At 62.4% G+C, this 25,979-nt stretch carries 21 protein-coding genes and 1 pseudogene; 14 read left to right on the forward strand and 8 right to left on the reverse strand.

Annotation, left to right across the window (positions count from 1 at the left end; genetic code table 11):
• Nucleotides 1-223: 223 nt before the first annotated feature.
• Both F6X39_RS33865 and F6X39_RS33870 read right to left on the reverse strand, forming a co-directional pair.
• Nucleotides 224-490, reverse strand: coding sequence for a CsbD family protein (locus tag F6X39_RS33865; RefSeq protein ID WP_018424751.1), 267 nt, complete (start codon nucleotides 488-490; stop codon nucleotides 224-226).
• A gap of 181 nt (nucleotides 491-671) precedes the next feature.
• The gene (locus tag F6X39_RS33870) at nucleotides 672-1,355 is read right to left on the reverse strand and encodes a Pr6Pr family membrane protein (RefSeq protein ID WP_184072517.1); all 684 of its coding nucleotides are present in this window, start codon (nucleotides 1,353-1,355) and stop codon (nucleotides 672-674) included.
• A 283-nt stretch (nucleotides 1,356-1,638) separates the two neighbouring features.
• On the opposite strand from F6X39_RS33870, the gene F6X39_RS33875 reads away from it, so the two are divergent.
• On the forward strand, nucleotides 1,639-3,051 hold the full coding sequence (locus F6X39_RS33875; RefSeq protein ID WP_187619824.1) for a DUF2252 domain-containing protein: 1,413 nt from the start codon (nucleotides 1,639-1,641) through the stop codon (nucleotides 3,049-3,051).
• A gap of 35 nt (nucleotides 3,052-3,086) precedes the next feature.
• Here the strand turns inward: F6X39_RS33875 and F6X39_RS33880 are convergent, their stop codons facing one another.
• Nucleotides 3,087-3,920: a polysaccharide deacetylase family protein gene (locus tag F6X39_RS33880; protein ID WP_187619825.1), complete on the reverse strand. Its 834-nt coding sequence runs from the start codon at nucleotides 3,918-3,920 to the stop codon at nucleotides 3,087-3,089.
• Between the two features lie 275 nt (nucleotides 3,921-4,195).
• Between F6X39_RS33880 and F6X39_RS33885 the strand changes: the two genes are divergently transcribed.
• From F6X39_RS33885 to F6X39_RS33910, 6 genes are all read left to right on the forward strand, one after another.
• Nucleotides 4,196-4,960: an SDR family oxidoreductase gene (locus F6X39_RS33885; RefSeq protein WP_187619826.1), complete on the forward strand. Its 765-nt coding sequence runs from the start codon at nucleotides 4,196-4,198 to the stop codon at nucleotides 4,958-4,960.
• A gap of 102 nt (nucleotides 4,961-5,062) precedes the next feature.
• The gene (locus F6X39_RS33890; RefSeq protein WP_187619827.1) at nucleotides 5,063-5,341 is read left to right on the forward strand and encodes an oxidoreductase-like domain-containing protein; all 279 of its coding nucleotides are present in this window, start codon (nucleotides 5,063-5,065) and stop codon (nucleotides 5,339-5,341) included.
• A 41-nt stretch (nucleotides 5,342-5,382) separates the two neighbouring features.
• The gene (locus F6X39_RS33895; protein ID WP_187619828.1) at nucleotides 5,383-6,252 is read left to right on the forward strand and encodes an NAD-dependent protein deacetylase; all 870 of its coding nucleotides are present in this window, start codon (nucleotides 5,383-5,385) and stop codon (nucleotides 6,250-6,252) included.
• A gap of 56 nt (nucleotides 6,253-6,308) precedes the next feature.
• Nucleotides 6,309-6,917, forward strand: coding sequence for a DUF938 domain-containing protein (locus F6X39_RS33900; RefSeq protein ID WP_187619829.1), 609 nt, complete (start codon nucleotides 6,309-6,311; stop codon nucleotides 6,915-6,917).
• A 267-nt stretch (nucleotides 6,918-7,184) separates the two neighbouring features.
• Complete coding sequence (gene gndA, locus F6X39_RS33905) at nucleotides 7,185-8,594, forward strand: NADP-dependent phosphogluconate dehydrogenase (RefSeq protein ID WP_187619830.1); 1,410 nt, start codon at nucleotides 7,185-7,187, stop codon at nucleotides 8,592-8,594.
• A gap of 272 nt (nucleotides 8,595-8,866) precedes the next feature.
• On the forward strand, nucleotides 8,867-9,202 hold the full coding sequence (locus F6X39_RS33910; protein WP_184060541.1) for a DUF4148 domain-containing protein: 336 nt from the start codon (nucleotides 8,867-8,869) through the stop codon (nucleotides 9,200-9,202).
• 154 nt (nucleotides 9,203-9,356) lie between these two features.
• Here F6X39_RS33910 and F6X39_RS33915 read toward each other — a convergent pair whose 3' ends face one another.
• On the reverse strand, nucleotides 9,357-9,677 hold the full coding sequence (locus tag F6X39_RS33915) for a hypothetical protein (RefSeq protein ID WP_184037119.1): 321 nt from the start codon (nucleotides 9,675-9,677) through the stop codon (nucleotides 9,357-9,359).
• Between the two features lie 230 nt (nucleotides 9,678-9,907).
• Here F6X39_RS33915 and F6X39_RS33920 point away from each other — a divergent pair, with 230 nt between their 5' ends.
• The 3 genes from F6X39_RS33920 (at nucleotide 9,908) to ltaE (ending at nucleotide 12,365) form a co-directional block, all read left to right on the forward strand.
• Complete coding sequence (locus F6X39_RS33920) at nucleotides 9,908-10,219, forward strand: cupin domain-containing protein (RefSeq protein ID WP_187619831.1); 312 nt, start codon at nucleotides 9,908-9,910, stop codon at nucleotides 10,217-10,219.
• A gap of 149 nt (nucleotides 10,220-10,368) precedes the next feature.
• Nucleotides 10,369-11,172, forward strand: coding sequence for a peptidoglycan DD-metalloendopeptidase family protein (locus tag F6X39_RS33925; protein ID WP_184037114.1), 804 nt, complete (start codon nucleotides 10,369-10,371; stop codon nucleotides 11,170-11,172).
• A 185-nt stretch (nucleotides 11,173-11,357) separates the two neighbouring features.
• The gene (gene ltaE, locus F6X39_RS33930; protein WP_187619832.1) at nucleotides 11,358-12,365 is read left to right on the forward strand and encodes a low-specificity L-threonine aldolase; all 1,008 of its coding nucleotides are present in this window, start codon (nucleotides 11,358-11,360) and stop codon (nucleotides 12,363-12,365) included.
• A 141-nt stretch (nucleotides 12,366-12,506) separates the two neighbouring features.
• Here ltaE and F6X39_RS33935 read toward each other — a convergent pair whose 3' ends face one another.
• Nucleotides 12,507-13,877, reverse strand: coding sequence for an MFS transporter (locus tag F6X39_RS33935; protein WP_187619838.1), 1,371 nt, complete (start codon nucleotides 13,875-13,877; stop codon nucleotides 12,507-12,509).
• 777 nt (nucleotides 13,878-14,654) lie between these two features.
• Here F6X39_RS33935 and F6X39_RS33940 point away from each other — a divergent pair.
• Nucleotides 14,655-17,108 carry a glycogen/starch/alpha-glucan phosphorylase gene (locus F6X39_RS33940; RefSeq protein WP_187619833.1) on the forward strand — a complete coding sequence of 818 codons (2,454 nt, stop codon included), beginning with the start codon at nucleotides 14,655-14,657 and terminating at the stop codon, nucleotides 17,106-17,108.
• A gap of 113 nt (nucleotides 17,109-17,221) precedes the next feature.
• Here F6X39_RS33940 and F6X39_RS33945 read toward each other — a convergent pair whose 3' ends face one another.
• Nucleotides 17,222-17,611: a DUF6232 family protein gene (locus F6X39_RS33945; RefSeq protein WP_184072498.1), complete on the reverse strand. Its 390-nt coding sequence runs from the start codon at nucleotides 17,609-17,611 to the stop codon at nucleotides 17,222-17,224.
• A 525-nt stretch (nucleotides 17,612-18,136) separates the two neighbouring features.
• Nucleotides 18,137-18,610: a hypothetical protein gene (locus F6X39_RS33950; protein WP_187619834.1), complete on the reverse strand. Its 474-nt coding sequence runs from the start codon at nucleotides 18,608-18,610 to the stop codon at nucleotides 18,137-18,139.
• Between the two features lie 111 nt (nucleotides 18,611-18,721).
• Between F6X39_RS33950 and F6X39_RS33955 the strand changes: the two are divergent.
• The 3 genes and pseudogenes from F6X39_RS33955 to F6X39_RS33965 all read left to right on the forward strand — a co-directional run.
• Nucleotides 18,722-18,877, forward strand: a pseudogene (locus tag F6X39_RS33955) (IS5/IS1182 family transposase); the annotation flags it as partial.
• A gap of 1,079 nt (nucleotides 18,878-19,956) precedes the next feature.
• Nucleotides 19,957-21,915 (forward strand): hybrid sensor histidine kinase/response regulator, encoded by a 1,959-nt coding sequence (locus tag F6X39_RS33960; protein WP_187619835.1) that lies wholly within the window; start codon nucleotides 19,957-19,959, stop codon nucleotides 21,913-21,915.
• 71 nt (nucleotides 21,916-21,986) lie between these two features.
• Nucleotides 21,987-23,939, forward strand: coding sequence for a hybrid sensor histidine kinase/response regulator (locus tag F6X39_RS33965; RefSeq protein ID WP_187619836.1), 1,953 nt, complete (start codon nucleotides 21,987-21,989; stop codon nucleotides 23,937-23,939).
• Nucleotides 23,940-23,982: 43 nt separating this feature from the next.
• Here F6X39_RS33965 and F6X39_RS33970 read toward each other — a convergent pair whose 3' ends face one another.
• Complete coding sequence (locus F6X39_RS33970) at nucleotides 23,983-24,684, reverse strand: LuxR C-terminal-related transcriptional regulator (RefSeq protein WP_187619837.1); 702 nt, start codon at nucleotides 24,682-24,684, stop codon at nucleotides 23,983-23,985.
• Nucleotides 24,685-25,979 lie beyond the last annotated feature (1,295 nt).

Here is a 25,979-nt window from a genome sequence, read left to right on the forward strand (position 1 = left end):
GCGTCGCTCACGTGGCGCGGCCACGCAGCGCTCCTTACTCCTTGCCCTGCGCCCCGAAGGAAGTCCCCTTGGGGGACGGCCGATAGCGGGCATTCGCACGTGCGTTCCATATGTAAACAGACCCTAGCGAAGCGGCGGGCGATCCGCTTGCGGCGGATCGCCCGCTTTGGCGCGACTGCTGCGCCCTGTTGATCGGCGCCTATGATCCGGCGCCGTGCCTGCTTCAGTCGTAGTCGCGACCGCCGCGCGACCACAGCGCGCCCATCACGAACCCGGCGAGAGCAACCACGGCCAGCGTCGTGAACGGATTTTCGGCCGTCGCATCGCGCACGAGGCTCGTCGTATTCGCGCATAACTGCTGCGCCTTGCCGCTCAATTCGCGCGCCTTGCCCGCCACCTGCGCGCTGGTGTCGCCGACGGCATCGCCGACCGCGCTTTGCACCTTGCCCGCGACTTCCTTTACCGCGCCTGCCGCTGAATTCGTATCCATATGCATCGCTCCTGTTGTCATATTTACGTGCGGGCCCGCTGCAATTGCAACGCGCTCGCACAAGGGCGCCGCGCAAGCCGTGCCAGTGCGGCGTGAGCCTGCGTCAGTGACGAAAGGCGCGCAAGAAGTGCGCCCGGCGACGGGACGCCATGCATCCGGCCAATCGGGACGTGCTCGAACATCATCGTCGACGCCCGAAATTGATGCCGACGAACACGGCCAGCAGCATCAGAAAACCGCCGAATAGCAGTGCGGCATTGACGAGCACCTGGCGCAGCCCGAGCGTTTCGACGTCGATGAACGGATACGGATAAAAATCCGACAGGCTGCCGCGCCAGAACGTGATGCCGAGATAGGCGAGCGGATAGACGAGCCACAGCGGAGCGTGGCGCAACCGCAGATGGAAACGCGGCACGAACAGCACCCAGTAGAGCGCGGCGAGCATCGGCAGCACGCTGTGCAGCGACTCGTTGAGCAGGCGCCGGTAGGGCGACAGCGGCCACAGTCCGCGCAACAGCAGGTTGTACGCGAGGCCGACGAACACGATGTACGCGACCACCGCGGTCACGACCGTGGGCTGCCGGAAAAAGCGCACGAGCGGCGAGCGGTGCTTCCACAGCACGATGCAGGTGAAGCAGAGCGCACTGGCGAGCACCGTCAGATTGGTCAGGTAGCTGCTCATGCGCGCGAGCGCGTCGAACACGGTGAGCCCGCGCGCGAGCGAGCGATCGATCGTCAGGTCGGCTTGCGCGAGGATCGCCATCCACGCGATCAGCGCAATGACCGCCGCCAACGTCAGCGACGACACACTGGGCGTATGCAGCGGCAGCTCGGGCTCGCGCTGCGGAGCGAGGGTAGGGCGCATGCGCTCGATTCTACGCGCGGTGTGCGCGCGGCTGCATGGGCTTTCGCGCCCACGCGAGCCGGCGTTGGCAAAATACTACGGCGTACTACGCGAGCTACTGGCTGGCTGTAAAGCGGGTTGCAAGCTCGCCGCCACGGCTGCAAGCGCCGCGCTCGCTGGCGGCGATTCATCGTGTGTTTCGACCCGTTATGATCGCGGCTGCAGCCCTCGATGTTAACGACGCCGTGCGCGGCAAGCAGTCTCTGTCAGCGCCGGCTCAAGACTCGCCAAACGGAGAGAACGCATGAAAGCCAGCACCATTGCCGAACGGGAAGCGCGCGGCCGCGCCGCGCGCGAGCATTCGAAACGCTCGAGTCACCGGGCAGTCGGCGAGTTGCACCGCGATCCGATCGAGCTGCTGAAACAGAGCAGCGCGGAGCGCGTCGAGAATCTGGTGCCGCTGCGCTATGGGCGCATGGCTGCCTCGCCGTTCTCGTTCTTTCGAGGCAGCGCGATTCTGCAGGCGCACGACCTGAGCAAGGTGCACGACACCGGCCTCACCATGCCGATCTGCGGCGACGGCCATCTGATGAATTTCGGCGGCTTCGCAACGCCCGAACGGCAACTGGTCTTCGACCTGAGCGACTTCGATGAAGTCTCGATCGGCCCGTTCGAATGGGACCTGAAACGCCTGTGCGCGAGCCTCGTCGTGGCCGCGCGCCAGATGCGCCTGAGCCGCGGCACCGCCGAGAGTCTGGTGATGACCGCGGTCGGCTCGTATCGCGATCGCGTCGCGCAATACGCGCAGTTCGGTGCGCTCGACCTGTGGTACGACCGCATCACGTTCGACCGCATGGCCGAGATCGCACTGACGCCCGAGCGCCGGCGCGCGGTGCGGCGCGGCATGGAGAAGGCCGCGAGCCGCACGCATGAAAGCCTGCTCGAACAAATGGCCTCGTTCGACGGCAATCGGTGGACCATCCACGATGCGCCGCCCGCGCTGTTTCACGTGCACGGTGCGAACACGTTGTTGACGGCCGAGGAAACCGAAACCTACCGGACCGGCAACGTCGACAAGATGGTCGAGCAAGTGTGGGATGAGTACCGCAAGACGATGTCGCACGATCGGCGCGAACTGCTGGATCAGTTCACGAGGCACGACGTCGTGTTCAAGGCGGTCGGTGTCGGCAGCGTCGGCACGCGTTGTCTGGTCGTGCTGCTCGTCGATCACATGGGCAAGCCGTTGTTCCTGCAATTGAAGGAGGCGCGGCCGTCGGTCATCGCGCAGTTCTACAAGTCGCCGGCGGTCAAGCATCAGGGCGAGCGCGTCGTGCAAGGACAGCGGCTGCTGCAGGCCGCGAGTGACGTCTTTCTCGGCTGGGGGACCGGGCCGCTCGGGCGGTATTTCTATTTCCGCCAGCTGCGCGACATGAAGCTGTCCGCGAATATCGAGCTGTTCGACAGCGATCTGCTCGACGGCTATGCGCGGCTATGCGGCTGGATCATGGCGCGCGCGCATGCGAAGGCGAGCGGCCAGGCGATCGAGATCAGCGCGTACATCGGCCGCGGCGATCAGTTCGGCGAAGCGCTGAGCGGCTACGCGAGCGCCTACGCGGATCAGGTCGAGCGCGACCACGACGTGTTCATGAAAGCGTGCCGCGACGGCAAGCTCGAAGCGCGCACCGACGAGGACATGGCGGCGGATTTCCGTGTGTAGCGCTGCGTGCGCGTGGTGTCACTTCACGCGCACCGTCACGCATCGGCGCGCGCTTCGCGCAGCGTGACGAAACGCAGATGGCGCTCGCGCGCCGCTTCGATCACGCTCGGCAGCACCGCGAGAATCAGCGGCTGGCCGTCGATCGTCAGCGCGGCGTTGCCATCGTGCAGCAACAGGATGTCGCGCGCGGCGAGACCATCGAGCAGCCGCCGCGCAACCACGTGAGGGTCACGCTCGCGCGTATCGTAGCCGCGCCGTGTCCAGGCCGCGAGACGCAGGTCGAGCTTGCGCAGCACCTGCTCCAGGAAGAGGTTGCGCAGGCCGGCGGGCGCGCGGAAAAACATCGGCCGCGCGCCGCTGACGGTTTCGAGCGTGCGTTGCGCGGCGGCGATCTCGCGCGTCAACGCGCGCGGAAATGTGACCGAAAACGTATGCACGTGCACCTGCGAGTGATTTTCGAGCCCATGCCCACGCGCGACGATCTCGCGCGCGAGTTGCGGATAACGCTCCACCTTCGCGCCGATGCAGAAGAACGTCGCGCGCACGTCGAACGCGTCGAGCAGATCGAGCACTTGCGGCGTGACGGCGGGATCGGGACCGTCGTCGATGGTCAGCGCGATTGCATCCGCGTTGCGGGGGGTCGCGGGCAGGCGGGTCCAGTTGGGCCCGAGCAGGGTGGTGCGCGGCAATAGTCCGGCGATCGTGAACAGCGCGTGGTTCGCGACGATCGTGGCGAGCCACCATGGCCACGCGGCCGGTGCGACAGCCACGCCGATCAGCACGATCACGTGCCAGCCGATCGTGCCGTTCAGCAGTGCGGAGTTGCGGCTACGCGGCCAGCGGCGCGGCGGGTTCGGGCATTCATTCATCGAACGTGCTTCCTGTACGCCTTCCTCCGTCCCGGGAAGGCCGTGAAGAATCTTGCGCGATGCGCAACCGCGAACGATACCACTGTTGCGCTCGTCGACGAGCCGCGTTCGGCGGCCACGTACCCCGGTGAAAGCGCCCTGAAAGACGTCGCGCGGTTTGCGATCGCCGATTCGCTGTTGTATGGTGCGGGGCGAAAAGACGCGCGTGTCGATGGCGATCGGACCGATCGCCGCAACAAGCTCGCGTCGCTACCCAACACAACAGGAGATGCGTGATGTCGGAAACAGGAAACGGAAAAGTGGCGCTGGTGACGGGCGCGGGCAGCGGCATCGGCCGCGCGTGCGCACTGACGCTCGCGCAGCACGGCTATAGCGTGGTGCTCGCCGGACGCCGCCAGGCCGCGCTCGATGCGGTCGCGCAGGAAGCGCGGGCGCTGCGCGGCGACGCGCTCGCGGTTGCGTGCGACGTGACCGACGCCGACAGCGTCGCCGCGCTTTTCGACACGATCCGCGCGCGCTTTGGCCGGCTCGACCTGCTGTTCAACAACGCGGGACGCAACGGCTCGCCCGTCGATCTCGACGAAGTGAGCATCGACGAATGGCGTTCCATCGTCGATACCAATCTGAACGGCGTGTTCCTGTGCACGCGCGCGGCGTTCGGCCTGATGAAGACGCAGAACCCGCGCGGTGGCCGCATCATCAACAACGGCTCGATCTCCGCGCATGCGCCGCGCCCGAACAGCGCCGCGTACACGGCGACCAAACACGCGATTACCGGACTCACGAAGGCGGTGTCGCTCGACGGCCGCAAATACGACATCGTGTGCGGGCAGATCGACATCGGCAACGCAGGGACCGAGATGGCCGCGCGAATGGCGCGCGGCGTGCCGCAAGCGAACGGCGAGATCGCGGTCGAGCCGCTGATGGACGTGCAGCACGTCGCCGACGCGGTGCTGCACATGGCGAGCCTGCCGCTGTCGGCGAACGTGCAGTTCATGACGATCATGGCGAGCAAGATGCCGTTCGTCGGGCGCGGCTGAGCGGCGCGCAGCACCGGCTCACAACGCCGAAGCGGGGAGCGGGGCGCGCGCGTTCAACTTATACTGGGCGCTCCGCCGTCTTTCCACGCAAAGCAAGCCGCCGTGCCCCGCGCCACACCCAGCGACGACCCGCCGCCGCAGCCGCCCGTGCGGCCCGATCTCGACGACTGCTGTCATAGCGGCTGCACGCAGTGTGTGTTCGATCTCTACGATGACGCGCTGGAGCGCTACGAGCTCGCGCTGGCTGCGTGGCACAAGCGGCAGGCGCAGAAGGCGCGGCCAGCGCGGCGACCGGACACGCAGCAGGGCGCGAAGTCGAAACCGCAAGCCGACGCGCGTCGCTCGACACCCACGCGCGGCAAACCGGGCCCTCGCCGCTGATTCGCGCACGAATTCGCGCCCGACCGTCCACCGTCTCCGTTATGACCGACCTTCAGCTCACGCCGACCGAATCTCTCACCGATCCGCACACGCTCGACGATCTGCACCGTTTCGTGCAGCGTCATCCGCGCCTGTTCGTGCTGACCGGCGCGGGCATCAGCACTGACTCCGGCATCCCCGGCTACCGCGACGACAACGGCGCATGGAAGCGCTCGCCGCCGATCACGCTGCAGGAGTTCCTTGGCACGCCGGCGATGCGTCAGCGCTACTGGGCGCGCAGCATGGTCGGCTGGCCGCTCGTCGCGCGCGCGCAGCCGAATGCCGCGCATGTCGCGCTCGCGCGGCTCGAAGCGGCCGGTCACGTGCCGACGCTGGTCACGCAGAACGTCGACGGCTTGCATCAGCGCGCGGGCAGCCGCGACGTGATCGAGCTGCATGGCGGCATCGACGGCGTCAGTTGTCTCGACTGCGGCATGCAGCACTCGCGCGCGGCGATCCAGCAGACGCTCGAAGCCGACAACCCCGCTCTGCTCGACGTCACGGCCGAAGCCGCCGCCGATGGCGACGCGCATCTCGAGTGGCACGATCTCGGCGGTTTTCGCGTGCCGGCATGCGCGAACTGCGGCGGGTTGCTGAAGCCGTCAGTGGTGTTCTTCGGCGAGAACGTGCCGAAGGCGCGCGTCGAAGCGGCGTCGCATGCGCTCGATGCGGCCGACGCCGTGCTCGTGGCCGGCTCGTCGCTGATGGTGTATTCCGGCTACCGCTTCTGCGTGTGGGCGCAGCGCCAGGGCAAGCCGATCGCGGCGATCAACCTCGGCCGCACGCGCGCCGATCCGCTGCTGTCGCTGAAGGTGGCCGCGCCGTGCGGCGATAGCTTGAGCGCGCTCGCCGGTCTGCTGGCTGGCGATTGAGAATGAGTAGATCCCGTGGATCACCGTCAAAACCTGAGGAACACGCAAGGCCGACCATGACCGACTCCCGACAACATTCGCCATCCGCCGAACGCAATCGCGAACCGATCCTCGCCATGCTGCGCGAGGCGCTGCCGGCGAGCGGCCGCGTGCTCGAAATCGCGAGCGGCACCGGTGAGCACGCGATCTGCTTCGCCGGCGCGCTGCCCGGTCTCGACTGGCAGCCGAGCGATGCCGATGAGGAGGCGCGCGAGTCGATTGCGGCGTGGACCGCGCACGCGGGGCTCGCGAACGTGCGCGCGCCGCTCGCGCTCGACGTGCATCAGCCGGACTGGGGCGTCGATGCGCTCGACGCCGTCGTCTGCATCAACATGATCCACATCTCGCCGTGGAGCGCGGCGCAGGCACTTTTCGACGGCGCGGGGCGGCGCCTCGTCGACGGCGGCGTGCTCTATCTATACGGTCCTTTCCGGCGCGGCGGCGCGCACACGGCGCCGAGCAACGCAGCGTTCGATCAATGGTTGAAGAGCCGCGATCCCGAGTGGGGCGTGCGCGATATGGAAGCGGTCGTCGCGCTCGGCGACACGGCGGGGCTCACCTGCGAACGGGTGGTCGCGATGCCCGCGAACAACTTCAGCCTGGTGTTCACGAAGCGGGCAGGGTAGCGGGTGCACCGACGGGCCGGGCATTCGTCCACGCCTTGCGCCAAACCTCGGTCCGATCCCAAACCGAACCCGCCGCGCAAACGCCGACGCGCGCACAATACCTGTCGTCACGCGCAAACATGAGCACGACAGGAGCACGAGCAACTGGCGTGCTTGCCCCCTCCCAAGCGGCAAGCGCGCATTTCTTTTATCCTTTCACCCTCGACGCCGCGCCGCCGTTCTCATGGCGCGGCGCCACGACATTTTTTTGGACTCTGGAGAATTCAAATGGGCAAACAGGCAATCGGCGTGGTGGGGCTGGCGGTCATGGGCCGCAATCTGGCGCTCAACATCGAGAGCCGCGGCCACGCGGTGTCGGTCTACAACCGTAGCCGCGCGAAAACCGACGAACTCATCGCCGAATTTCCGGACCGCAAACTGGTGCCGGCTTTCACGCTGGAGGAGTTCGTCGACTCGCTCGAAAAGCCGCGCCGCATTCTGATGATGGTCAAGGCCGGCGAGCCGACCGACGCGACCATTGCCTCGCTCAAGCCGCTGCTCGAAAAAGGCGACATCCTGATCGACGGCGGCAACACGCCTTTCACCGACACGATCCGCCGCAACCAGGAACTCGCGAAGGCGGGTCTGCATTTCATCGGCACCGGCGTCTCGGGCGGCGAGGAAGGCGCGCTGAAAGGCCCGTCGATCATGCCGGGCGGCCCGCGCGACGCGTACGACCTCGTCGCGCCGATCCTCACCGAGATCGCCGCGAAGGCGCCGGACGGCGAGCCCTGCGTCGCGTACATGGGACCGGACGGCGCGGGCCACTTCGTGAAGATGGTGCACAACGGCATCGAGTACGGCGACATGCAGCTGATCGCCGAAAGCTACGCGGTGTTGAAGCAGGTCGTCGGATTGTCGAACGAGGAACTCGGCAAGGTCTACACCGAGTGGAACCAGGGCGAGCTCGACAGCTATCTGATCGAAATCACGTCGAAGATCTTCGGCAAGAAGGACGACGAAACCGGCAAAGACCTCGTCGACGTGATTCTCGACCGTGCCGCGCAGAAGGGCACCGGCAAGTGGACCAGCCAGAACGCGCTCGACCTCGGCGCGCCGTTGCCGCTGATCACCGAGGCGGTGTTCGCGCGCGTGCTGTCGTCGCTGAAGACGCAGCGCGTGGCCGCGAGCAAGGTGCTGGATGGTCCGCAGGCGAGGCCGCTCGAAGGCGCGAAGGACGCGTTCATCGAATCGGTGCGCCGCGCGTTGTACTTCAGCAAGGTGATCTCGTACGCGCAGGGCTTCGCGCAGTTGCGCGCCGCGTCGGAAGAGTACAACTGGGATCTCGACTACGGAACGATCGCGAAGATTTTCCGCGCGGGCTGCATCATCCGCGCGCGCTTCCTGCAGAAGATCACCGACGCCTATTCGAAGGACAAGGCGCTCGCGAACCTGCTGCTCGACCCGTACTTCCGCGACATCGCGAAGAACTACCAGGCGGCGCTGCGCGAAGTCGTGGTGGCCGCGGTCAACGCGGGCGTGCCGGTGCCGGCATTCGCGTCGGCGATCGCGTATTTCGACGCCTACCGCTCGGAGCGTCTGCCCGCGAACCTCGTGCAAGCGCAGCGCGACTTCTTCGGCGCGCATACGTTCGAACGCATCGACAAGCCGGGCAGCTTCCACGCGCAGTGGAGCTGAGCGGTTGAAAAAACGGCCCGGCGCGCCATGGTGACAGGGCGCGCCGGGCCGTTGCTCCGTTTAGATCGGCAAGGAAACGCCGCATTATTACCAAATGTCTCGCGGGTTAAACGCGGACTTAAAGAATGCCAAATGATTATTGCGGCGGCGGCAATAGAGTTTCACTTGTTTAAGGGTTTACCCTAGATCGAGACACCTCTAAACTTGTTTTCAATCGCTGAGGATAAGCAGAAACCCGAAGCGCACCACAACAAGTCCTTTGGAGGTTAATCATGAAGACCCTGATTTCCGCAGTTGCTATCGCCGCCGCCCTCTTTGTTCCGGTCGCGTCGTTCGCTCAAGCGAGTCAGCCGGTGACCCGTGCTCAGGTTCGCGCTGAACTGATTCAACTCGAAAAGGCCGGCTACAACCCGAGCGCCAGCGACGTGAACTACCCGGCCGACATCCAGGCAGCGCAAGCACGCGTCGATGCGCAACGCGGCACGGCCATCGCGGCCAACCCCGCAGACACCAGCGGCTACGGTGCTCCGGCCGCCGGCACGTCGCAAGCTGGCCACGCTGTCATTCCGGCGAAGGCCAACCGTGACTCGGTGTACTTCGGCAACTGATCGCAGTAGCAGTCCGCAGATGTAGTGGGTAGTTGTAGTGCGCTGTAGACGCCGCTTCGTGGAATAGCGCGAACGCGGCGGGCAAGAAAAAACGCCATCCAGTTCGATCGGATGGCGTTTTGTCGTTTACGGCGCCGTGCTGCGACGGCTCCCGTCAATGCAGCGTTCGCTGCCGCCGGCCGATGTCATCGAACAGCGCGCGGCTCGGCTCCAGCGCGAGCAGCCACGATTCGTCGTAGTCGCTCAGGTTGTCGAGCGCCTCGCGCAGCCGTTCGAGCGCCACCGCCGGCAGCTCGACGCTCGCCTCGACCCCGCTCGACAGTCCCGCGATGCTCGCCAGTTGCACGAGCGCATCGGCGGCCTCGGCGACGTCGGCGGCGAAGATCAGATGCGTGTTCAGCAGTTCGACGAGGCCGGCAGACGCCGCCACATCGTCGACGTTGAGTTGCACGGCCAGAAAGGTGGCTTTGTTCATCCTCGATTCCTCCCAGAATCCCAACGTTGTCGTGAGCTGCTCCGCGCGGCTTGACTGAGTATAGGCGATGGTCGATCGCCTGCAATGATCGGACGGAACGACCGTGGCGGCTTGCTCGCCCAGACGCGCGGGCCACGCGACCTATAATAGGGCCAGCCGCGCGAGCGCCGACGCCGTGGGCGCACGGCGCCGCCCGCCGGGCTTGCGCGCTTGTCAATTGCTCATCGACCATGAAGATCATCCGCAGCAGAGGCTTCACCGCGTCGCGTGCCTGGGGCGCGCTCGACATCGCGAACATGAACGGCGTCACCACGCGTCTGCATTGGACCGACCAGCCGTACAAGTGGCACGTGAACGACGGCGAGGAGGTATTCGCCGTGCTCGACGGCCGCGTCGAAATGCGCTATCGCGAAGACGGCGTCGAACGCACGACAGTGCTCGAAACCGGCGACGTGTTCCATGCGTCGGTCGGCACCGAGCATGTCGCGCATCCGCTCGGCGCGGCACGCGTGCTCGTCGTCGAAAAGCAGGGCAGCGTCTGAAGAACACCGCAGTTTGACGGCGCGCGTGTGGCGGTCGCGCACGATATCCAGGCGGCAGCGGACAACCGCGACCGTGTGCAAGCATGACGGCACGGCAATTGCTACGGCGTCGATTGAATTGGATTGAGACACACGTCGAGGAAAATCAGATGACACAACAATGGCAACCGACGGCGATCCGCCTGCTGATGGCGGCGGCGCTCGGCGTGGCGATCGCCGGCTGCACGACGATGCCGTGGGAAAGCACGCCGTTCTACAGCAACGCGCCGTCGAGCACGACCAGCCTCGCGACCGTCCCGGTGCCCGCCGGCTACTATCGCGTCAATCCGGGCGATACGCTGTCCGGCATCGCTTCGGCCTATGGACGAAGGCCGCAGGAAATCGCGGCCTGGAACGGCTTGCCGGTCAACGCGGCGGTCGCGCCCGGCCAGGTGCTGCGCGTTTCACCGCCGATGGCCTCGGGCAGCGTGGTCACGCCGCCGGTCGCGGTGGCGCCGGGTGCGCCAGCCGCGCCGGGCGCGACGGCGAACGTGCCGCCGGGCGCCGTACCCGGTGCGCCGGCCCCTGCCGCCGTGCCACAGCAGGGTGTGCTGCAATGGCCATTGCGCGGACCGATCCTGCGCGCGTTCGCGCCGGGCAAATCCAACGGCATCGTGATCGGCGGCCAACCCGGTGATCCGGTCAAGGCCGCGGCGACCGGCCGCGTGGTTTACGCGGGCACCGGCATCGAAGCCTACGGCCCGCTCATCATCATCAAGCACAACGATTCGCTGATCACCGCGTACGGCCAGAACAGCCAGCTACTCGTCAAGGAAGGCGACGCGGTGGCGCAAGGGCAAACGATCGGCGAGGTCGGTGTCGATAGCCGCGGCGTCGCGTCGATCCAGTTCGAAGTGCGCGAGAACGGCCAGCCGGTCGATCCGCTCCAGTGGTTGCCGAAGCCTGGCGGCTGAGCGTCCCGTCGCGACTGTTGGCTCATCGCAGCGGGATCGGCGCGCTTCTCGGGGATGCGCCGATTTTCAGCGTCGTCTGAATTGAATACACTGTATGGCTCGTTTGCCGGCGCGCGTGTTCCTTCCGGAATGCACGGGCGGCCGGTTGCCGTAGGCTGTCATTCATGGACACACAGGAACACACAATGATCGATTTGCGCAGCGATACCGTTACCCGTCCGACTCCGCCGATGCTCGCGGCGATGTCGGCGGCCGAAGTCGGCGACGACGTCTGGGGCGACGACCCCACCGTCCTGCGTCTGCAGGCCACGCTGGCCGAGCGCACCGGCAAGGAAGCGGGGCTGTTCTTCCCGAGCGGCACGCAAAGCAACCTCGCCGCGTTGATGGCGCACTGCGCGCGCGGCGACGAATACATCGTCGGCCAGCTCGCGCACACCTACAAATACGAGGGCGGCGGCGCGGCCGTGCTCGGCAGCATCCAGCCCCAACCGCTCGAAAACGCCGCCGACGGCTCGATCCCGCTCGACAAGATCGCCGCCGCGATCAAGCCGATCGACGATCACTTCGCGCGCACGCGGTTGCTCGCGCTGGAAAACACGATCGGCGGCAAGGTGCTGCCGGCGCAGTACGTCGCCGAGGCGACGCGGCTCGCGCGCGAGCGCGGCCTCGCGACCCACCTCGACGGCGCGCGCGTGTTCAACGCGGCGGTCGCGGCGGGCAAGCCGGTCGCGGCGCTGGCCGAGCCGTTCGATTCGGTGTCGATCTGTTTTTCGAAGGGACTGGGCGCGCCGGTCGGCTCGGTGCTGGTCGGCAGCCGCGCGCTGATCGACGTCGCGCATCGCTGGCGCAAGGTGCTCGGCGGCGGCATGCGCCAGGCTGGCGTGCTCGCGGCGGCATGCCTGTACGCGCTCGATCACAACGTCGAGCGGCTCGCCGACGACCACGCAAATGCCGCGCATCTGGCGGCGGGGCTGGAGACGATCGAGCAGGTGAAGGTTCAGTCGGTCGCGACGAACATGGTGTTCGCGCAGTTTCCGCAGCAGCATTGCGCGCCGCTCGAGGCGTGGCTCAAGGAGCGCGGCATCCTCACGCAGATGCTGTATGCGTCGCGCTTCGTCACGCACATGGATGTGTCGCGCGGCGATATCGACACGTTCATTGCCGCGGTGAAGGGGTATTTCGCGGCACGTTGATCGCGCCGCATGGGTCGCAAGCGAGGCGGCTAGCGCGGTTGCCGCCTCGTCTTCCCGCACTGGCTCCAACTCGTGCGCGCTCGTTCGAGGCGCGCTTCATTCAGGCTTCATCCCCGCCTCACGCGCCGTCCGGCGCATATCTCACTTGACCGCCGCCTTCGCCTGCACGCCCGCGCGATGCGACGGCGCGAGCAGCCGCAAGCCGCTCGCCAGGCTCGCCGCGGCGGCGAAGAACGCGCCGAGGCCGAGCGCGAGCGTCGGCCCATGCTGGCGGCCGGCAATGCCGAAGCACAGCGCGACCAGCGCCGCGCCGGTCGCCTGTCCGAGCAGCCGCGCGGTCGCCACGATGCCGCTCGCGCCGCCGCTGCGCTCCGGCGGCGCGCTCGCCATCAGCGCCTTCAGGTTCGGCGACTGGAAAAAGCCGAAACCCGCGCCGCAGATCGCCATACGGATGCCGATGTCGAGCACGTGCGGATGGGCGGGCAGCATCGCCAGCGAGGCCATCCCCGCCGCCAGCACCGCGAGCCCGATCGCGCCGAGCAGCCCCGGCGGGTAGCGGTCCGACAGGCCGCCCGCGAGCGGCGCGGCGAGCGCGACCACGACGGGCCACGGCGTCATCAGGAAGCCGGTTTCGACCTGGCTGCGCAGCAGCACGTCCTCGAAATAGAACGGCAGCGACACGAACGCGAGGCCCTGCGCGGCGAACGAGCACACGGCCGTCACCGCCGACAGCGCGAACACCGGCCGCTTGAACAGATCGACAGGCAGCATCGGCGCGGGGTGGCCCGCCTCGCGGCGGATCAGCAGCAGCCCGAACACGCCGGCGAGCGCCGCGGCGCTGAGCACGATCTGCAGCGACGCGCGTTGCGCCGCCTCGCCGAGTGCGAAGATCAGCGCGGCGAACGTGACCACGTTGAGCAGCGCCGCCACCGGATCGAGCGGGTGCCGGCTCTGCGCGGTATGCGGCAGCGCCGGCATCGCGAAGCTCAGCGCGAGTACACCGAGCGGCACGTTGACCGCGAACAGCCACGGCCAGGTCGCGACCGACAGAATCAACGACGCCACCGTCGGCCCGACCGCGAACGACACGCCGACGATCAGCGCATTGGTGCCAAGCCCGCGACCGAGCCGATGCGGCGGGTACAGATAGCGGATCAGCGCGGTGTTGACGCTCATGATCGCGCTGGCGCCCAAGCCCTGCACGATGCGCGCGGCGGCGAGCAGCGGCAGCGTCGGCGCCATCGCGCAGCCGAGCGAACTCAGCGTGAACAGCGCAATGCCGCCTATATAGATGCGCCGATGTCCGACGATATCGCCGAGCGCGGCGAGCGGCAGCAGCGTCGCGACCATCGCGAGCTGATATGCGTTGATGATCCAGACCGAGGCGGCCGGCGCCGCGTGCAGGTCGCCGGCGATCGCGGGCAGCGCGGTGTTGGCGATCGCGGTATCGAGCGTGGCGAGCGCGACGGCGAGCATGATCGCGGCCATCGCGCGGCGGTTGGCGGCCGACATCGGGCCGTCGGCGGGGAGAGTCGGCGTGGGGACGCCGACGGCGGGGCTGAGCTTATCGGACAAGGTGTGGCTCGCGGGGTTGGGCATGCCGGTGTCGGTCGCTTCCGGAGAGGCGACGCGCTCGGGCGGCGGTTTCGTCGAGGGTGAGGCGCGCGCTGTCGGTCCACGGCGGATCAGCGTGGCGGCTTGTGTGGCGCAACGTCGCGATTGTTGCAGAGACGGCACGATCGTGCAGGGAGGCGGGCAGGGACCGGGAGGCGGCTTGAAGATGAGGCGCTTTGATCTCAATGAAACGCAACTAACCGCCAATCCCGCCCGCCATCTCCAAATCGGCGCGCGCACCGCGTCAAATCCAACACGCATAAGACAGAACCGCCCGGCAAAATGGGCCGCCCGATTCGATCACAAAATCAGGCTATTCGGGGCTTCATCCGCTCGTCACGCATCGGAAAAATAATCGATGTGCGCCTCGCAGATGCTTCGGGCGTTTGCCTTCCCCAACCCGCTTTCGTCACCCGACTCACGCGCGCCGATGCCCACCCAGAGTGCCGCTGCCACGCGGTTTGCACCGCGTCCGGGCACCCGCCGCGGCTCGGTCGCGCGGCAGCGGGCGAGTACGCCGGGCACGTCGTATGCATCACCGTCCGCTCGCGCGCCAGTACGCGCGATCCCTAAAATGTCCTACTCTGTTTTTTTAAACCGCTCCGACAGGCACGCGCCTCCCGTCCGTCTCCCGTGCGGTTCGCGTTTGCCATGTCGACCTTCCCGGAGGCTTCGATGACAGCCGTCGATCTGGAATTCGACCAGCTCAACAGTACCGTCGACGCGCTACGGCGCTCAATTTCGAATCGCATGATGTACGGCGTCGGCAAGGACGCCGTCACCGCTCACCCGCACGACTGGCTGCACGCGGCCGCGCTGGCCGTGCGCGACCGGCTCGTCGCACGCTGGATGAAGACCACGCGCCTGCAATACGAGCAGGACGTGAAGCGGGTCTACTACCTGTCGATGGAGTTTCTGATCGGCAGGACCTTTACCAACGCGCTACTCGCGCTCGGCATTCACGATCAGATGAAGGAGGCGCTCGCGAGCCTCGGCGTCGACATGGACGCGCTGATCGATCTCGAACCCGACGCAGCGCTCGGCAACGGCGGTCTCGGACGGCTCGCGGCGTGCTTTCTCGACTCGATGGCGACGCTCGGCATTCCGGGCTTCGGCTACGGCATCCGTTACCAGTACGGCATGTTCCGTCAGGAAATCGTCAACGGCGAGCAGGTCGAGGCGCCCGACTATTGGCTGCGCGCCGGCAACCCATGGGAATTTCCGCGACCCGAAATCAAGTACATGGTGCACTTCGGCGGCCGCACCGTGCAGCGCGGCGACAAGACCGAATGGATCGACACCGAGCATGTAAACGCGACCGCCTACGACACCGTGATCCCCGGCTACGCGACCGACGCGACCAACACGCTGCGCCTATGGTCCGCGCGCGCGACCGAGGAACTCGACCTCGGCGCATTCAATCGTGGCGACTACCGCAACGCGGTCGACACCAAGAACATGTCGGAGAACGTGTCGCGGCTGCTCTATCCGGACGATTCGACGCCGGCGGGCCGCGAGTTGCGGCTGCGCCAGGAGTACTTCTTCGTGTCGGCGACGATGCAGGATCTGATCCGCCGCTATCAGCGCACGCACAGCACGTTCGGACGCTTCTCGGAGAAGGTCGCGGTGCATCTGAACGACACGCACCCGGTGCTCGCGATTCCCGAGCTGATGCGCCTGCTCGTCGACGAGCATCATGTGCCGTGGGACAAGGCGTGGAAACACTTGACGCAGATCTTCTCGTACACGAATCACACGCTGATGCCCGAGGCGCTCGAAACATGGGATGTCGAAATGTTGTCACGCCTGCTGCCGCGGCATCTCGAGATCATCTTCGAAATCAACGCGCAGTTTCTGAAACACGTCAGCGAGCACTCGGGCCACGACGCCGAGATGATCCGCCGCATTTCGCTCGTCGATGAATATGGGCAGCGGCGCGTGCGCATGGCGTATCTGGCGATCGTCGCGAGTCACAAGGTGAACGGCGTGTCGAAGCTGCATTCGCAGCTGATGACGCGCGACATCTTCGCCGACTTCGCGCGCATCTATCCGGACCGCTTCACCAACGTGACCAACGGCATCACGCCGCGCCGCTGGCTCGCGCAGGCGAGTCCGTCGCTGTCGTCGCTGATCGACGCGCGCATCGGCACACACTGGCGCAGCAATCTGTTCGAGCTCGAGCAGTTGCGTAATCTGCGCAAGGACGACGAGTTCGTCGAAGCGTTCCGCGAGGCCAAACGACAGAGCAAGCTGCGGCTCGTGCACCGGCTCGCACATCACACGAAGCTGCACTTCGATCCGGACGCGCTGTTCGATCTGCAGGTCAAGCGCATTCACGAATATAAGCGCCAGTTGCTGAACTTGCTGCACGTGATCGTACGCTACAACGAGATTCGCGCGAATCCGGAGCGCGACTGGGTGCCGCGCGTCGTGCTGTTCGCGGGCAAAGCCGCGTCCGCGTACCGGATGGCCAAGACGATCATCAAGCTGATCGGCGACGTCAGCGAGAAGGTCAATCATGATCCGCTGATCGGCGACAGGCTGAAGGTCGTGTTCGTGCCGAACTACGGCGTCAGCGTGGCCGAGCTGATCATTCCGGCGGCCGATCTGTCGGAGCAGATCTCGATGGCCGGCACCGAGGCGTCGGGCACCGGCAACATGAAGCTCGCGCTCAATGGCGCATTGACGATCGGCACGATGGACGGCGCGAACATCGAGATCTGCGACGCGGTGGGGCGCGAGAACATCTTCATCTTCGGTCACTCCGCCGACGAGGTGGACGACCTGCGCGCAAGCGGCTATCGGCCACGGCATATTTACGAGGAGAACGAAGCGCTACGCACCGCGCTCGATCAGATTCGCACGGGCTTCTTTTCGCCGGACGATCCGCTGCGCTTCTCGGATATCTTTCACACGCTGGTCGACTGGGGCGATCACTATATGGTGCTCGCCGATTTCGACGCGTTCGCGAAGGCGCAGAACGAAGTGGATGCGCGTTTCGTCGACAAGCACGCGTGGGCCGAAAGCGCGATCGAGAACGTCGCGGGGATGGGGCAGTTCTCGTCGGATCGAACGATCGGCGAGTATGCGCGCAATATCTGGCGCGTGAGTCCGCTCAGTCTCGACTGAGCGCGAGATGACGGCAACGTAGTCGTTGCTTGCGGGCAAGCAGATCGAAAGCCGTGCGAGGCTGGTGCTGATCCGTCGCGCACGGCTTCGTCATGTTCGATCGTCGCCCCGCGTCAAGCCTTCGGCGCGGCAGCCGCGGCCTTCGCCCGATGCACTGCCTCGCCGACGCGTTCGACGAACTCGCGATCCGTACTCATCAGCGCTTCGCGCTCGCCGTCGGCCGTCTTGACCATCAGCCGATGCGTGATGTCCTGGGTCACCCAGGTAAGCCAACCGACCACGATCAGCATCACCCCGCATACGAGTCCCGATGCCGAGTGCAGCACGCCCCCGACGATTGCGCCGATCAGCCCGGCCACCGAGATCACGAGCGGCACGACCTTGTTCTTCTGCACGGTCACGACCTGCACGTCGACGATATCGCGCAGCGGGAAGACCTGACCTGCGGATGAGAGGGCGTTGCGCGTGACCGACACGCCGCGATCGTTGAAAGGGCTTTCCATCGTTTCAATGCGAGGGTGGTGAAGCGCGCAGCGTAGCAGACCTTGATTGCCTAAAGTTACGGATTTTTTTGTCCGCTGAGAGGCGCGCAGCGCAAGGGGAATGATTTAGATGACAAAAAAATATCAGTAATGGATATTTTTGACTAAAATTTCGTGTCGTTTTTCACTGAATCATTGCTGGCAGCCTTCGTGTGATGTTCGCGCGTGATGTTTGGCGCTCAGCGGGAAGGCCAATGTCGAACGATCTTAGATCTGAACAGGTCAGGGTTCGCAGCTTATGGTCCATAGCATGGTGTCAAGGTCGCGGACGAGACGTCGAAAGCACAATCAGGCGGGTTGTCGGCCATTGCGGACGTAGGAATGTCGGCCACTGATGGGCAACTGAGGGGCGCTTTGCCGCCCCTCGCGCCGTCGTGGCCTCGAATGTCATGTGCCGATGCGAGTGAATGAGTTCTCGCGACCCAAAGGAGAAGTCCGCGGCCGGAAAGCGATCATTCACGGTGGGCAGCTCGGTTGAACAATCCACTACGGTAGCTCTACGCTCAGGATGGTTGGGCCAAGGTTGCGGAGCGCCGGGTTCAGCCGCATTACAAGCAACGTGTCATCGTTGTCCTCGTTCATCTTCGCCATGCCCTGAATCGGGTCCTCCGACTTCACAAGTCGGCTCATGGTGCCTATGCCGTCTTCGTTGGTTGCCGTTTCAAACGAAACTTGATCCGAGCCAAAGCGACGAATGCAATCGTTAGGGACAGTTTCTGAATGCTTCTTTTGGCAAGATACCTTCATTCGCCACTGCATCGACGAAGGCTTGTCGGTTCGGAAACCCCTGTCCAGCGATCTTGGCTGCTCCAAAGCTCCCGGACGTACCCCGTACGACGTGCTGAGTTGAATGCCGCGGCCCTTGATGGGACTGTCGTGAGCGGCTCCAACTGGCGTGCGTCGTCCGGCGCCATCAAAATCATGGAGCCGTTCGAGCCATAGAGATCGACGCATTTCCACCCACGTGGTTCCATGACACCGAGATCTCTTGACGCGTACCAAGCTAGACGCGATGCTACGGCGAGAGGAAGCGAGGGACCCTTAGATATCTTGGATGCTGACTGAGGTCCGAGTTGGCTTAAAGGCGCACTCGGCGATTCGATGCACGCGGTGCTGTGCGGCGCGGGCTACAACCTGAGAATGATCATCAGGAAGCTGCGGCTTCTTTGTGCCTTCATTCTCGCTGCTTTGTCCAACTGTAGTACTGCCGCCAACGCAGTGGTTTGACGCAGGCGGCACGAGAAAAGAATTGTTCAGGGGTGACTATCTAGTGACCACTGTCGGGGTTGCATTGGGGTAGATGACCACAGGTAGCCGCCCCCCAGCGATCCATACTGCCGCTTGCACTGGTGCTCCCTGAAACCCCGCCATACCCGGAGTTATTGCTAGCATTGGCCGATGCCGATTGCTCATCTTGTTGCCCGGATGCATCCTGCGCTTGCGCTACGCCCGCAAGCGAGAGAATGCCCAGGAGCACTGCAGACACGAATATTGTCGTCTTCATGGCTTAACTCCTTCAGTATGAAATCAGGTTCAGTTAGGGCGGCCGCTTTGACATAGGCGGAGGACGTAGCAGCCGACATGCGCGGCAATACCGCGCTTAGCGTCCGAGGTGACAGGAGCACCTGAATGACCGCCGGTGGGCTGGTAAGCCCGGTGCGCAATAGAGAGCGCACTATTGCTGCCGACGTGAAATTGAAGCAGTTGCCGATGCACGAATGAACCGTATATTCGCGATGCTCTCGGTTCGAGCATGCGTTGGGCATCGGGTGGGTTCGCTTGAATCTCGGCATCAGGATCAAAACGAGGTCGGCAACGACAATTGCGGTGAAATACATCGCACATGGTGCCTATGTATGCACTGCATGTTCCTCACCATTCGATAATAATTCTTCATTCCTAATATGTATGCGAGAAGAGAAGAATCTGAATTGTCTTTCGATGAATTACACCATCCTTATTTCGAATTATGCTGCATTGTTCTGCCGTGTAACCTTGTCATTTGTAGTTAGTTCGATTATTTGATGCTCGGTATCAAATGTTCCTTAAGGGGCGAACAAATGTTCGGTGTCGCTTTGCGACTATTCGTCAAAGTGACTTCTTGAGAGCGCGGGACACACGCCGGGTAACGGATTCAGGTCGACGCGACACAAGGACAACTGCGGGTTGCTGGTACTGCGCACCGCCGCACACTTACCCTCGATTGTCAGCTTTGACAGTCTTCCACCCAATTCCCGGCACAGCGGGCACAGACCGCTAGCACAAAAGGGGCGTATGCTAAACGTGACGCTTCGAGGAGGCCTTCCATGGCGTCCGGCACTCGAACACGACGTGATTCTGACGTGGGCGAAAAGTCCGGGGCCAGAATGTCACTGAGCGCAAGTGAAACAGCTCACAAAATCGGGCGCCGCAGATTCGGTGAATTTGTGAATCTTGTTCGGGGACCGGTTGCGGCACTCAGTGCCGAGCAGAATCTCCGCGTCAAACGCGAGTTATTGGAATCACTGTCGCGTCGAGCGGTATATTGGATGGCGTTGGTGTTGTTCGGAAGCTTATTCGAGCTTAAATCGGGATATTGGATAATACCCGACTATTGGATCAAGACGTCGGATATTTATCGTTTGTTCCGTGTGGTCTGGATCTTGGGACTGTGGGGGATGGCCACTCCCATGGCAATATATTTACTGAAAAGGACCATGGCGCTTCCAAAGCACGCGGGCGTCAACGCAGTCGAGCAGATGCACGGGGCATGGGCTGCATTGGTCATACTGACATCGGTGTGGTGGGCGGCGGGTAGCTTTGGGTTAATCCCCCTCCAATTCCAGTTTCATGGTACCGGTTCCGGCAGGATTGGCTTCCTGGAGCTGACGCTGATCAGCTATACATTTACTGTGCTGCTGCTCGCACCTAGTCTTCGTGCAACCTTGGGTTCACTCGTGCTCGGCACTATCCCATTCGGATTTAGCGTGGGAAATTATCTGTTAATTGAACGGCCAGTATGGTTTTACTGGTATATGGGTCAACTAATTGGCTATTGTTTCATCGCATGGTTTCTTTGTTACAATCAGGAGCGCGCATGTGTAAAAGAGATTATTCTCGAAGAGGCGCGATCGCAGGCCGAAGCGGCAATGGCGGAAAAGAACCAATTTATCGCTGCGATAAGCCATGATTTGCGCCAGCCGCTCACAACGCTCGGCTTGAAGTTGAACTATATCGAGCGGACCATTGAATCAACCAGGCTGGCCGAAGACGTCTCGATTGCGCAAAGGCAAGTGGATGCGATGGAAGGGATGATTAACGGCACACTGGATATCTGCCGCCTGGAGTCCGGCACCTGGAGTGTAGAAATTCAGGAGGTGGAGCTGCCTTCCCTTTTACACGGCATAGTTGTGGATATGCAGCCGCTAGCCCTGGCGAAGGGGCTGAAGTTAAAACTCCATAGCCGGCCCTATCTGACCCATACGGATCGACAAGCGTTGGACCGGATCGTCCGAAATATGGTGACCAATGCCGTCCGTTACACACCTTCCGAACAGGGAGGAAAGAAGGGGCATATTCTGGTGAGTTGCCAAAGGCGGGGCAACCTCGTAAAGATAAGCGTCTGGGACAACGGGATCGGTATCCCTGAAGATAGACAGGCGGATATCTTCAAAAGCTATGTACAGGTCGATAATCCCGAGAGGGATCGTGAAAAGGGATTTGGTCTGGGTCTGTCCATAGTTCAGGGTCTCGCGAACCTTCTTGGTCACAAACTGGACATGGACTCGACGCCAGGGCGGGGATCGCGTTTTTCGGTTACGGTCCCCTTCGCAGGACGCATACCGCCAGAGTTGCTGGAGGTTCAGACGGTTGAAAGCGGCGACCTGGACCTGACCAGTATGGTCGTGGTGGTCATCGAGGACAATAGCGACTTGAGAATCGAAATATCGATGCGCCTGATCGAGCATGGATGCTACGTCGTGGCGGGAGAATCATCATCCGACGTGATCGAGCAGTTGCGCATCGAAGCTTTGGCCAGTGGTCCGCACTTCATCCTTTCTGATTACCGGCTGAAAAACGAGGACGGCATTGCCGCAATTGTGGCAGTCCGCGCTGCTATCGACGCTTCGATCCCTGCGATCCTGTGGTCGGGGGACACCTCGTCAGCTGTGCTCAAAAAAGTAGCCGCCAGTGGCATGAGGCTTCTGTCGAAACCGGTTTCTGAACAGACCTTATTGACCTTGCTGGCAAAACATAAGCCAAAAACTTCCACCGAAGGCAGGTGAAGGTGATGGCGGTAGAACGTAACTAGCACAAAGGGGCGTATGCTGAAAGTGCCCCTCCGAGGAGGCCTTCTATGGCGTCCAGTACTCAAACACGACGTGATTCTGACGTGGACGAAAAGCCCGGGGCCAGGATATCACTGAGCGCAAGTGAAACAGCTCACAATGTCGGTCGCCGCAGATTCGGTGAATTTGTGAATCTTGTCCGGGGACCGGTTGCGGCACTCAGTGCCGAGCAGAATCTCCTTGTCAAACGCGATTTATTGGAATCACTGTCGCGTCGAGCGGTGTATTGGATGGCGTTGATGTTGTTCGTAAGCTTGTTCGTGTTCGTACTTGGAAATTGGATCAAGACGTCGGATATTTATCTTTTGTTCCGTGTGGTCTGGATCTTCGGACTGTGGGGGATGGCCGCTCCCATGGCAATACATTTACTGAAAAAGACCATGGCGCTTCCAAAGCAAGCTGGCGTCAACGCGCTCGAGCAGATGCACTGGGCATGGGCTGCATTGGTCATACTGACATCGGTGTGGTGGGCGGCCGGTAGCTTTGGGATAAAGCCACCCATTTTCTGGGCCTACCATGGTGATACTCATATTATTTTTCACAGGACTTTCTTCCTAAAGCTGACGCTGATGTGTCATGTATTTACTGTGCTGCTGCTCGCACCTAGTCTTCGTGCAACTTTAGGTTCACTCGTGCTCGGCACTATCCCATTTGGATTTAGCGTGGGAGGAATTCTGTTAATTAATCGGCCAACTTTGTTTGAGTCGCTTACGGCTCAACTAATTGGCTATTGTCTCATCGCATGGTTTCTTTGTTACGATCAGAAGCACGCATGTGTAAAAGAGGTTATTCTCGAAGAGGCACGATCGCGGGCCGAAGCGGCAAGGGCGGAGAAGAACCAACTTATCGCTGCGATAAGCCATGATTTGCGCCAGCCGCTCACAACGCTCGGCTTGAAGTTGAACTATATCGAGCGGACCATTGGATCAACCAGACTGGCCGAAGACGTCTCGATTGCGCAACGGCAAGTGGATGCGATGGAAGGGATGATTAACGGCACACTGGATATCTGCCGCCTGGAGTCCGGCACCTGGAGTGTAGAAATTCAGGAGGTGGGGCTGCCTTCCCTTTTACACGGCATAGTTGTGGATATGCAGCCGCTGGCCCGGGCGAAGGGGCTGAAGTTAAAACTCCATAGCCGGCCCTATCTGACCCATACGGATCGACAAGCGTTGGACCGGATCGTCCGAAATATGGTGACCAATGCCGTCCGTTACACACCTTCCGAACAGGGAGGAAAGAAGGGGCATATTCTGGTGAGTTGCCAAAGGCGGGGCAACCTCGTAAAGATAAGCGTCTGGGACAACGGGATCGGTATCCCTGAAGATAGACAGGCGGATATCTTCAAAAGCTATGTACAGGTCGATAATCCCGAGAGGGATCGTGAAAAGGGATTTGGTCTGGGTCTGTCCATAGTTCAGGGTCTCGCGAACCTTCTTGGTCACAAACTGGACATGGACTCGACGCCAGGGCGGGGATCGCGTTTTTCGGTTACGGTCCCCTTCGCAGGACGCATACCGCCAGAGTTGCTGGAGGTTCAGACGGTTGAAAGCGGCGACCTGGACCTGACCAGTATGGTCGTGGTGGTCATCGAGGACAATAGCGACTTGAGAATCGAAATATCGATGCGCCTGATCGAGCATGGATGCTACGTCGTGGCGGGAGAATCATCATCCGACGTGATCGAGCAGTTGCGCATCGAAGCTTTGGCCAGTGGTCCGCACTTCATCCTTTCTGATTACCGGCTGAAAAACGAGGACGGCATTGCCGCAATTGTGGCAGTCCGCGCTGCTATCGACGCTTCGATCCCTGCGATCCTGTGGTCGGGGGACACCTCGTCAGCTGTGCTCAAAAAAGTAGCCGCCAGTGGCATGAGGCTTCTGTCGAAACCGGTTTCTGAACAGACCTTATTGACCTTGCTGGCAAAACATAAGCCAAAAACATCGACCGAAAGCGGGTGAAAGTGATGGCGGTGTAACGTAAGGCGTGGTGTAGGAGAGATCTTCACGACAGTCCCTTAGCAGGCCCACTTCCGCCGCCCATCTCGGCATTGACTTTTAGTGCAGCTTCAACGCGGTTTCTGACTTGAAGCTTGTCGTAAATGACACAGGAAACCTGTCTGACATGTCCCTCGGTGACGTTAAGCTCTCTTGCGATCTGTTTTCCTGACAGGCCACCTGCAATGCAACGCGCCACGTCCCACTCTCGTGGAGAGAGTCCAAGATGATGCTGATTCCGGATAGCTGAAGGCGCTTGCGTCGGGCAGGCAAAGCGCATCAAGACTTCTTCCGGAATCCAGAGTTCACCTCCTAAAATCCTGCTTAGTCCAATGAACATTTTTTTGTGTGCGCCTCCCTTCAAAATGATTCCTCGAGCAGCGTAGTCACGCATGCACATTCGCAAGATTTCAACTTCATCATCGTTTCCCGGAGCGAGTCCCGTGCAGACGACCACGGGAACATTGGATGGATTGCCGGCCTGGAAATGTTCCAGCGTCGTCGCGCCACGGTTCTCACCGTCCAGATTGAGATCCAGGAATACAAGGTCTGGGGGAGGTGCCTTGCTCATTTCTTCAAGCGCGCTAGCAAGCGTGAATACGGGTGTGACTTCGATTGGGACTACGCTCAACTCCGATGCGTGTGTTTGGACATATTCGGAAAGAGCAACGCAGAGAATTTCGTGGTCATCGACCCATAGGATTTTCATGGCCGCTTCCCTCCTCAATACCTCAGAGAAAAACAATCGATTACGCGCTACGTTTGTGCGCGGCACCGCTTGATAGCTAACTTGAACACAGGCATTCTCCGAGCGTCGAAATTCGTGCCTCAAGCGCCGCAGTATGCGCGTGCCCCTGACTTCGGGTCGACGGGATCGAGGCAGTTTTGGCCGTTTGGCGCTGCATTCGCACGGAGGCTGGACACGCGGAATCCATTGAAGTATCTGTACTTTCATGGCACACGCGATGAGGCTCGGATAAACGTCGCCCCGCAGATTGGCGTGCCGTAGCCGCCTTAGCATCCTTGCCGTGCACGCCCAGGCATGGAACGCCGAGGGGTAAGTTAATGTGGCGCGCTCTCGGGCGGCGCCGCAGCAGCGTCGACAGCATCGCGCGATCGCGCAAACCTTTCAGAGTCGTCATCGCCTGCTTCGCCTCGTTGAGGGTCTGATTCTTGCTTTACGCGACCGGGCCGGTGGCGCGACATATCGAAGAGCATACATCGCGTTCTGGAAGGGAGGAACATCACAATGAGATCCCAACACCCTGTCAACGGAACTCACGTTTGGTCGGCGTTTGCGGGAACGCATCATTGTCTCGTCCCGGAGATCGCCTTTGCGGGCACGCCGATGGAAACCGTCAACGGCGTGACGCCGACGCCGGAAGGCAGCGGGTTGCTCGCGCAGTGCAACCTCCAGGTGACCACCTCGGACAATCGAGGTCCCGCTTCCGCGCACGGGGTTCCACAAACTGTCGCGGTCAAGCCAAGCGCGCAGCCTCCGCTGCGCGTCGCGACTCGCATACGACTCCAAATGGTCCTTATTAACTGCCCCGTAAGCTGGCGCTGTGGTCGCTTGGGGTCGAACGACTGCAACTAGTTGAGAGTACGCATCCGCTGGAAGTGAACGTGACATTCGCGGTTATAGGGATCCGAAATTCGCGGGCAACGTCACACCTGCTAAAGTCTGCTGCAATGCGCACTTGCCGATGCAGGGAATACGCACTGTATCCCTGATCACTCAGCGCTCTTGCAAATGAGGCGAGAAGCGTCGCAAGTGGCCCTTCAGGTGGTCGTGAGAGGACCACCTGATCATGGATGACGTACTTCACGTTGAGCTCCTTCCCCGATGTTGGGGTGCAGCGGAAAGAAGCCCCAGACTATCTCTATTTGGCTTCGCCCATTTGCCTCAAAAGGAGCAGCATTCCGGGCTTACAAGACATAGTCCGGCAGGGAAGATAGTGGCGCAGGTGTGCATCGACACGCGCTTGTCGATCTGCGCGGCCT

Source organism: Paraburkholderia sp. UCT2 (assembly GCF_014397665.1).
Taxonomy (GTDB): Bacteria; Pseudomonadota; Gammaproteobacteria; order Burkholderiales; family Burkholderiaceae; genus Paraburkholderia; species Paraburkholderia tuberum.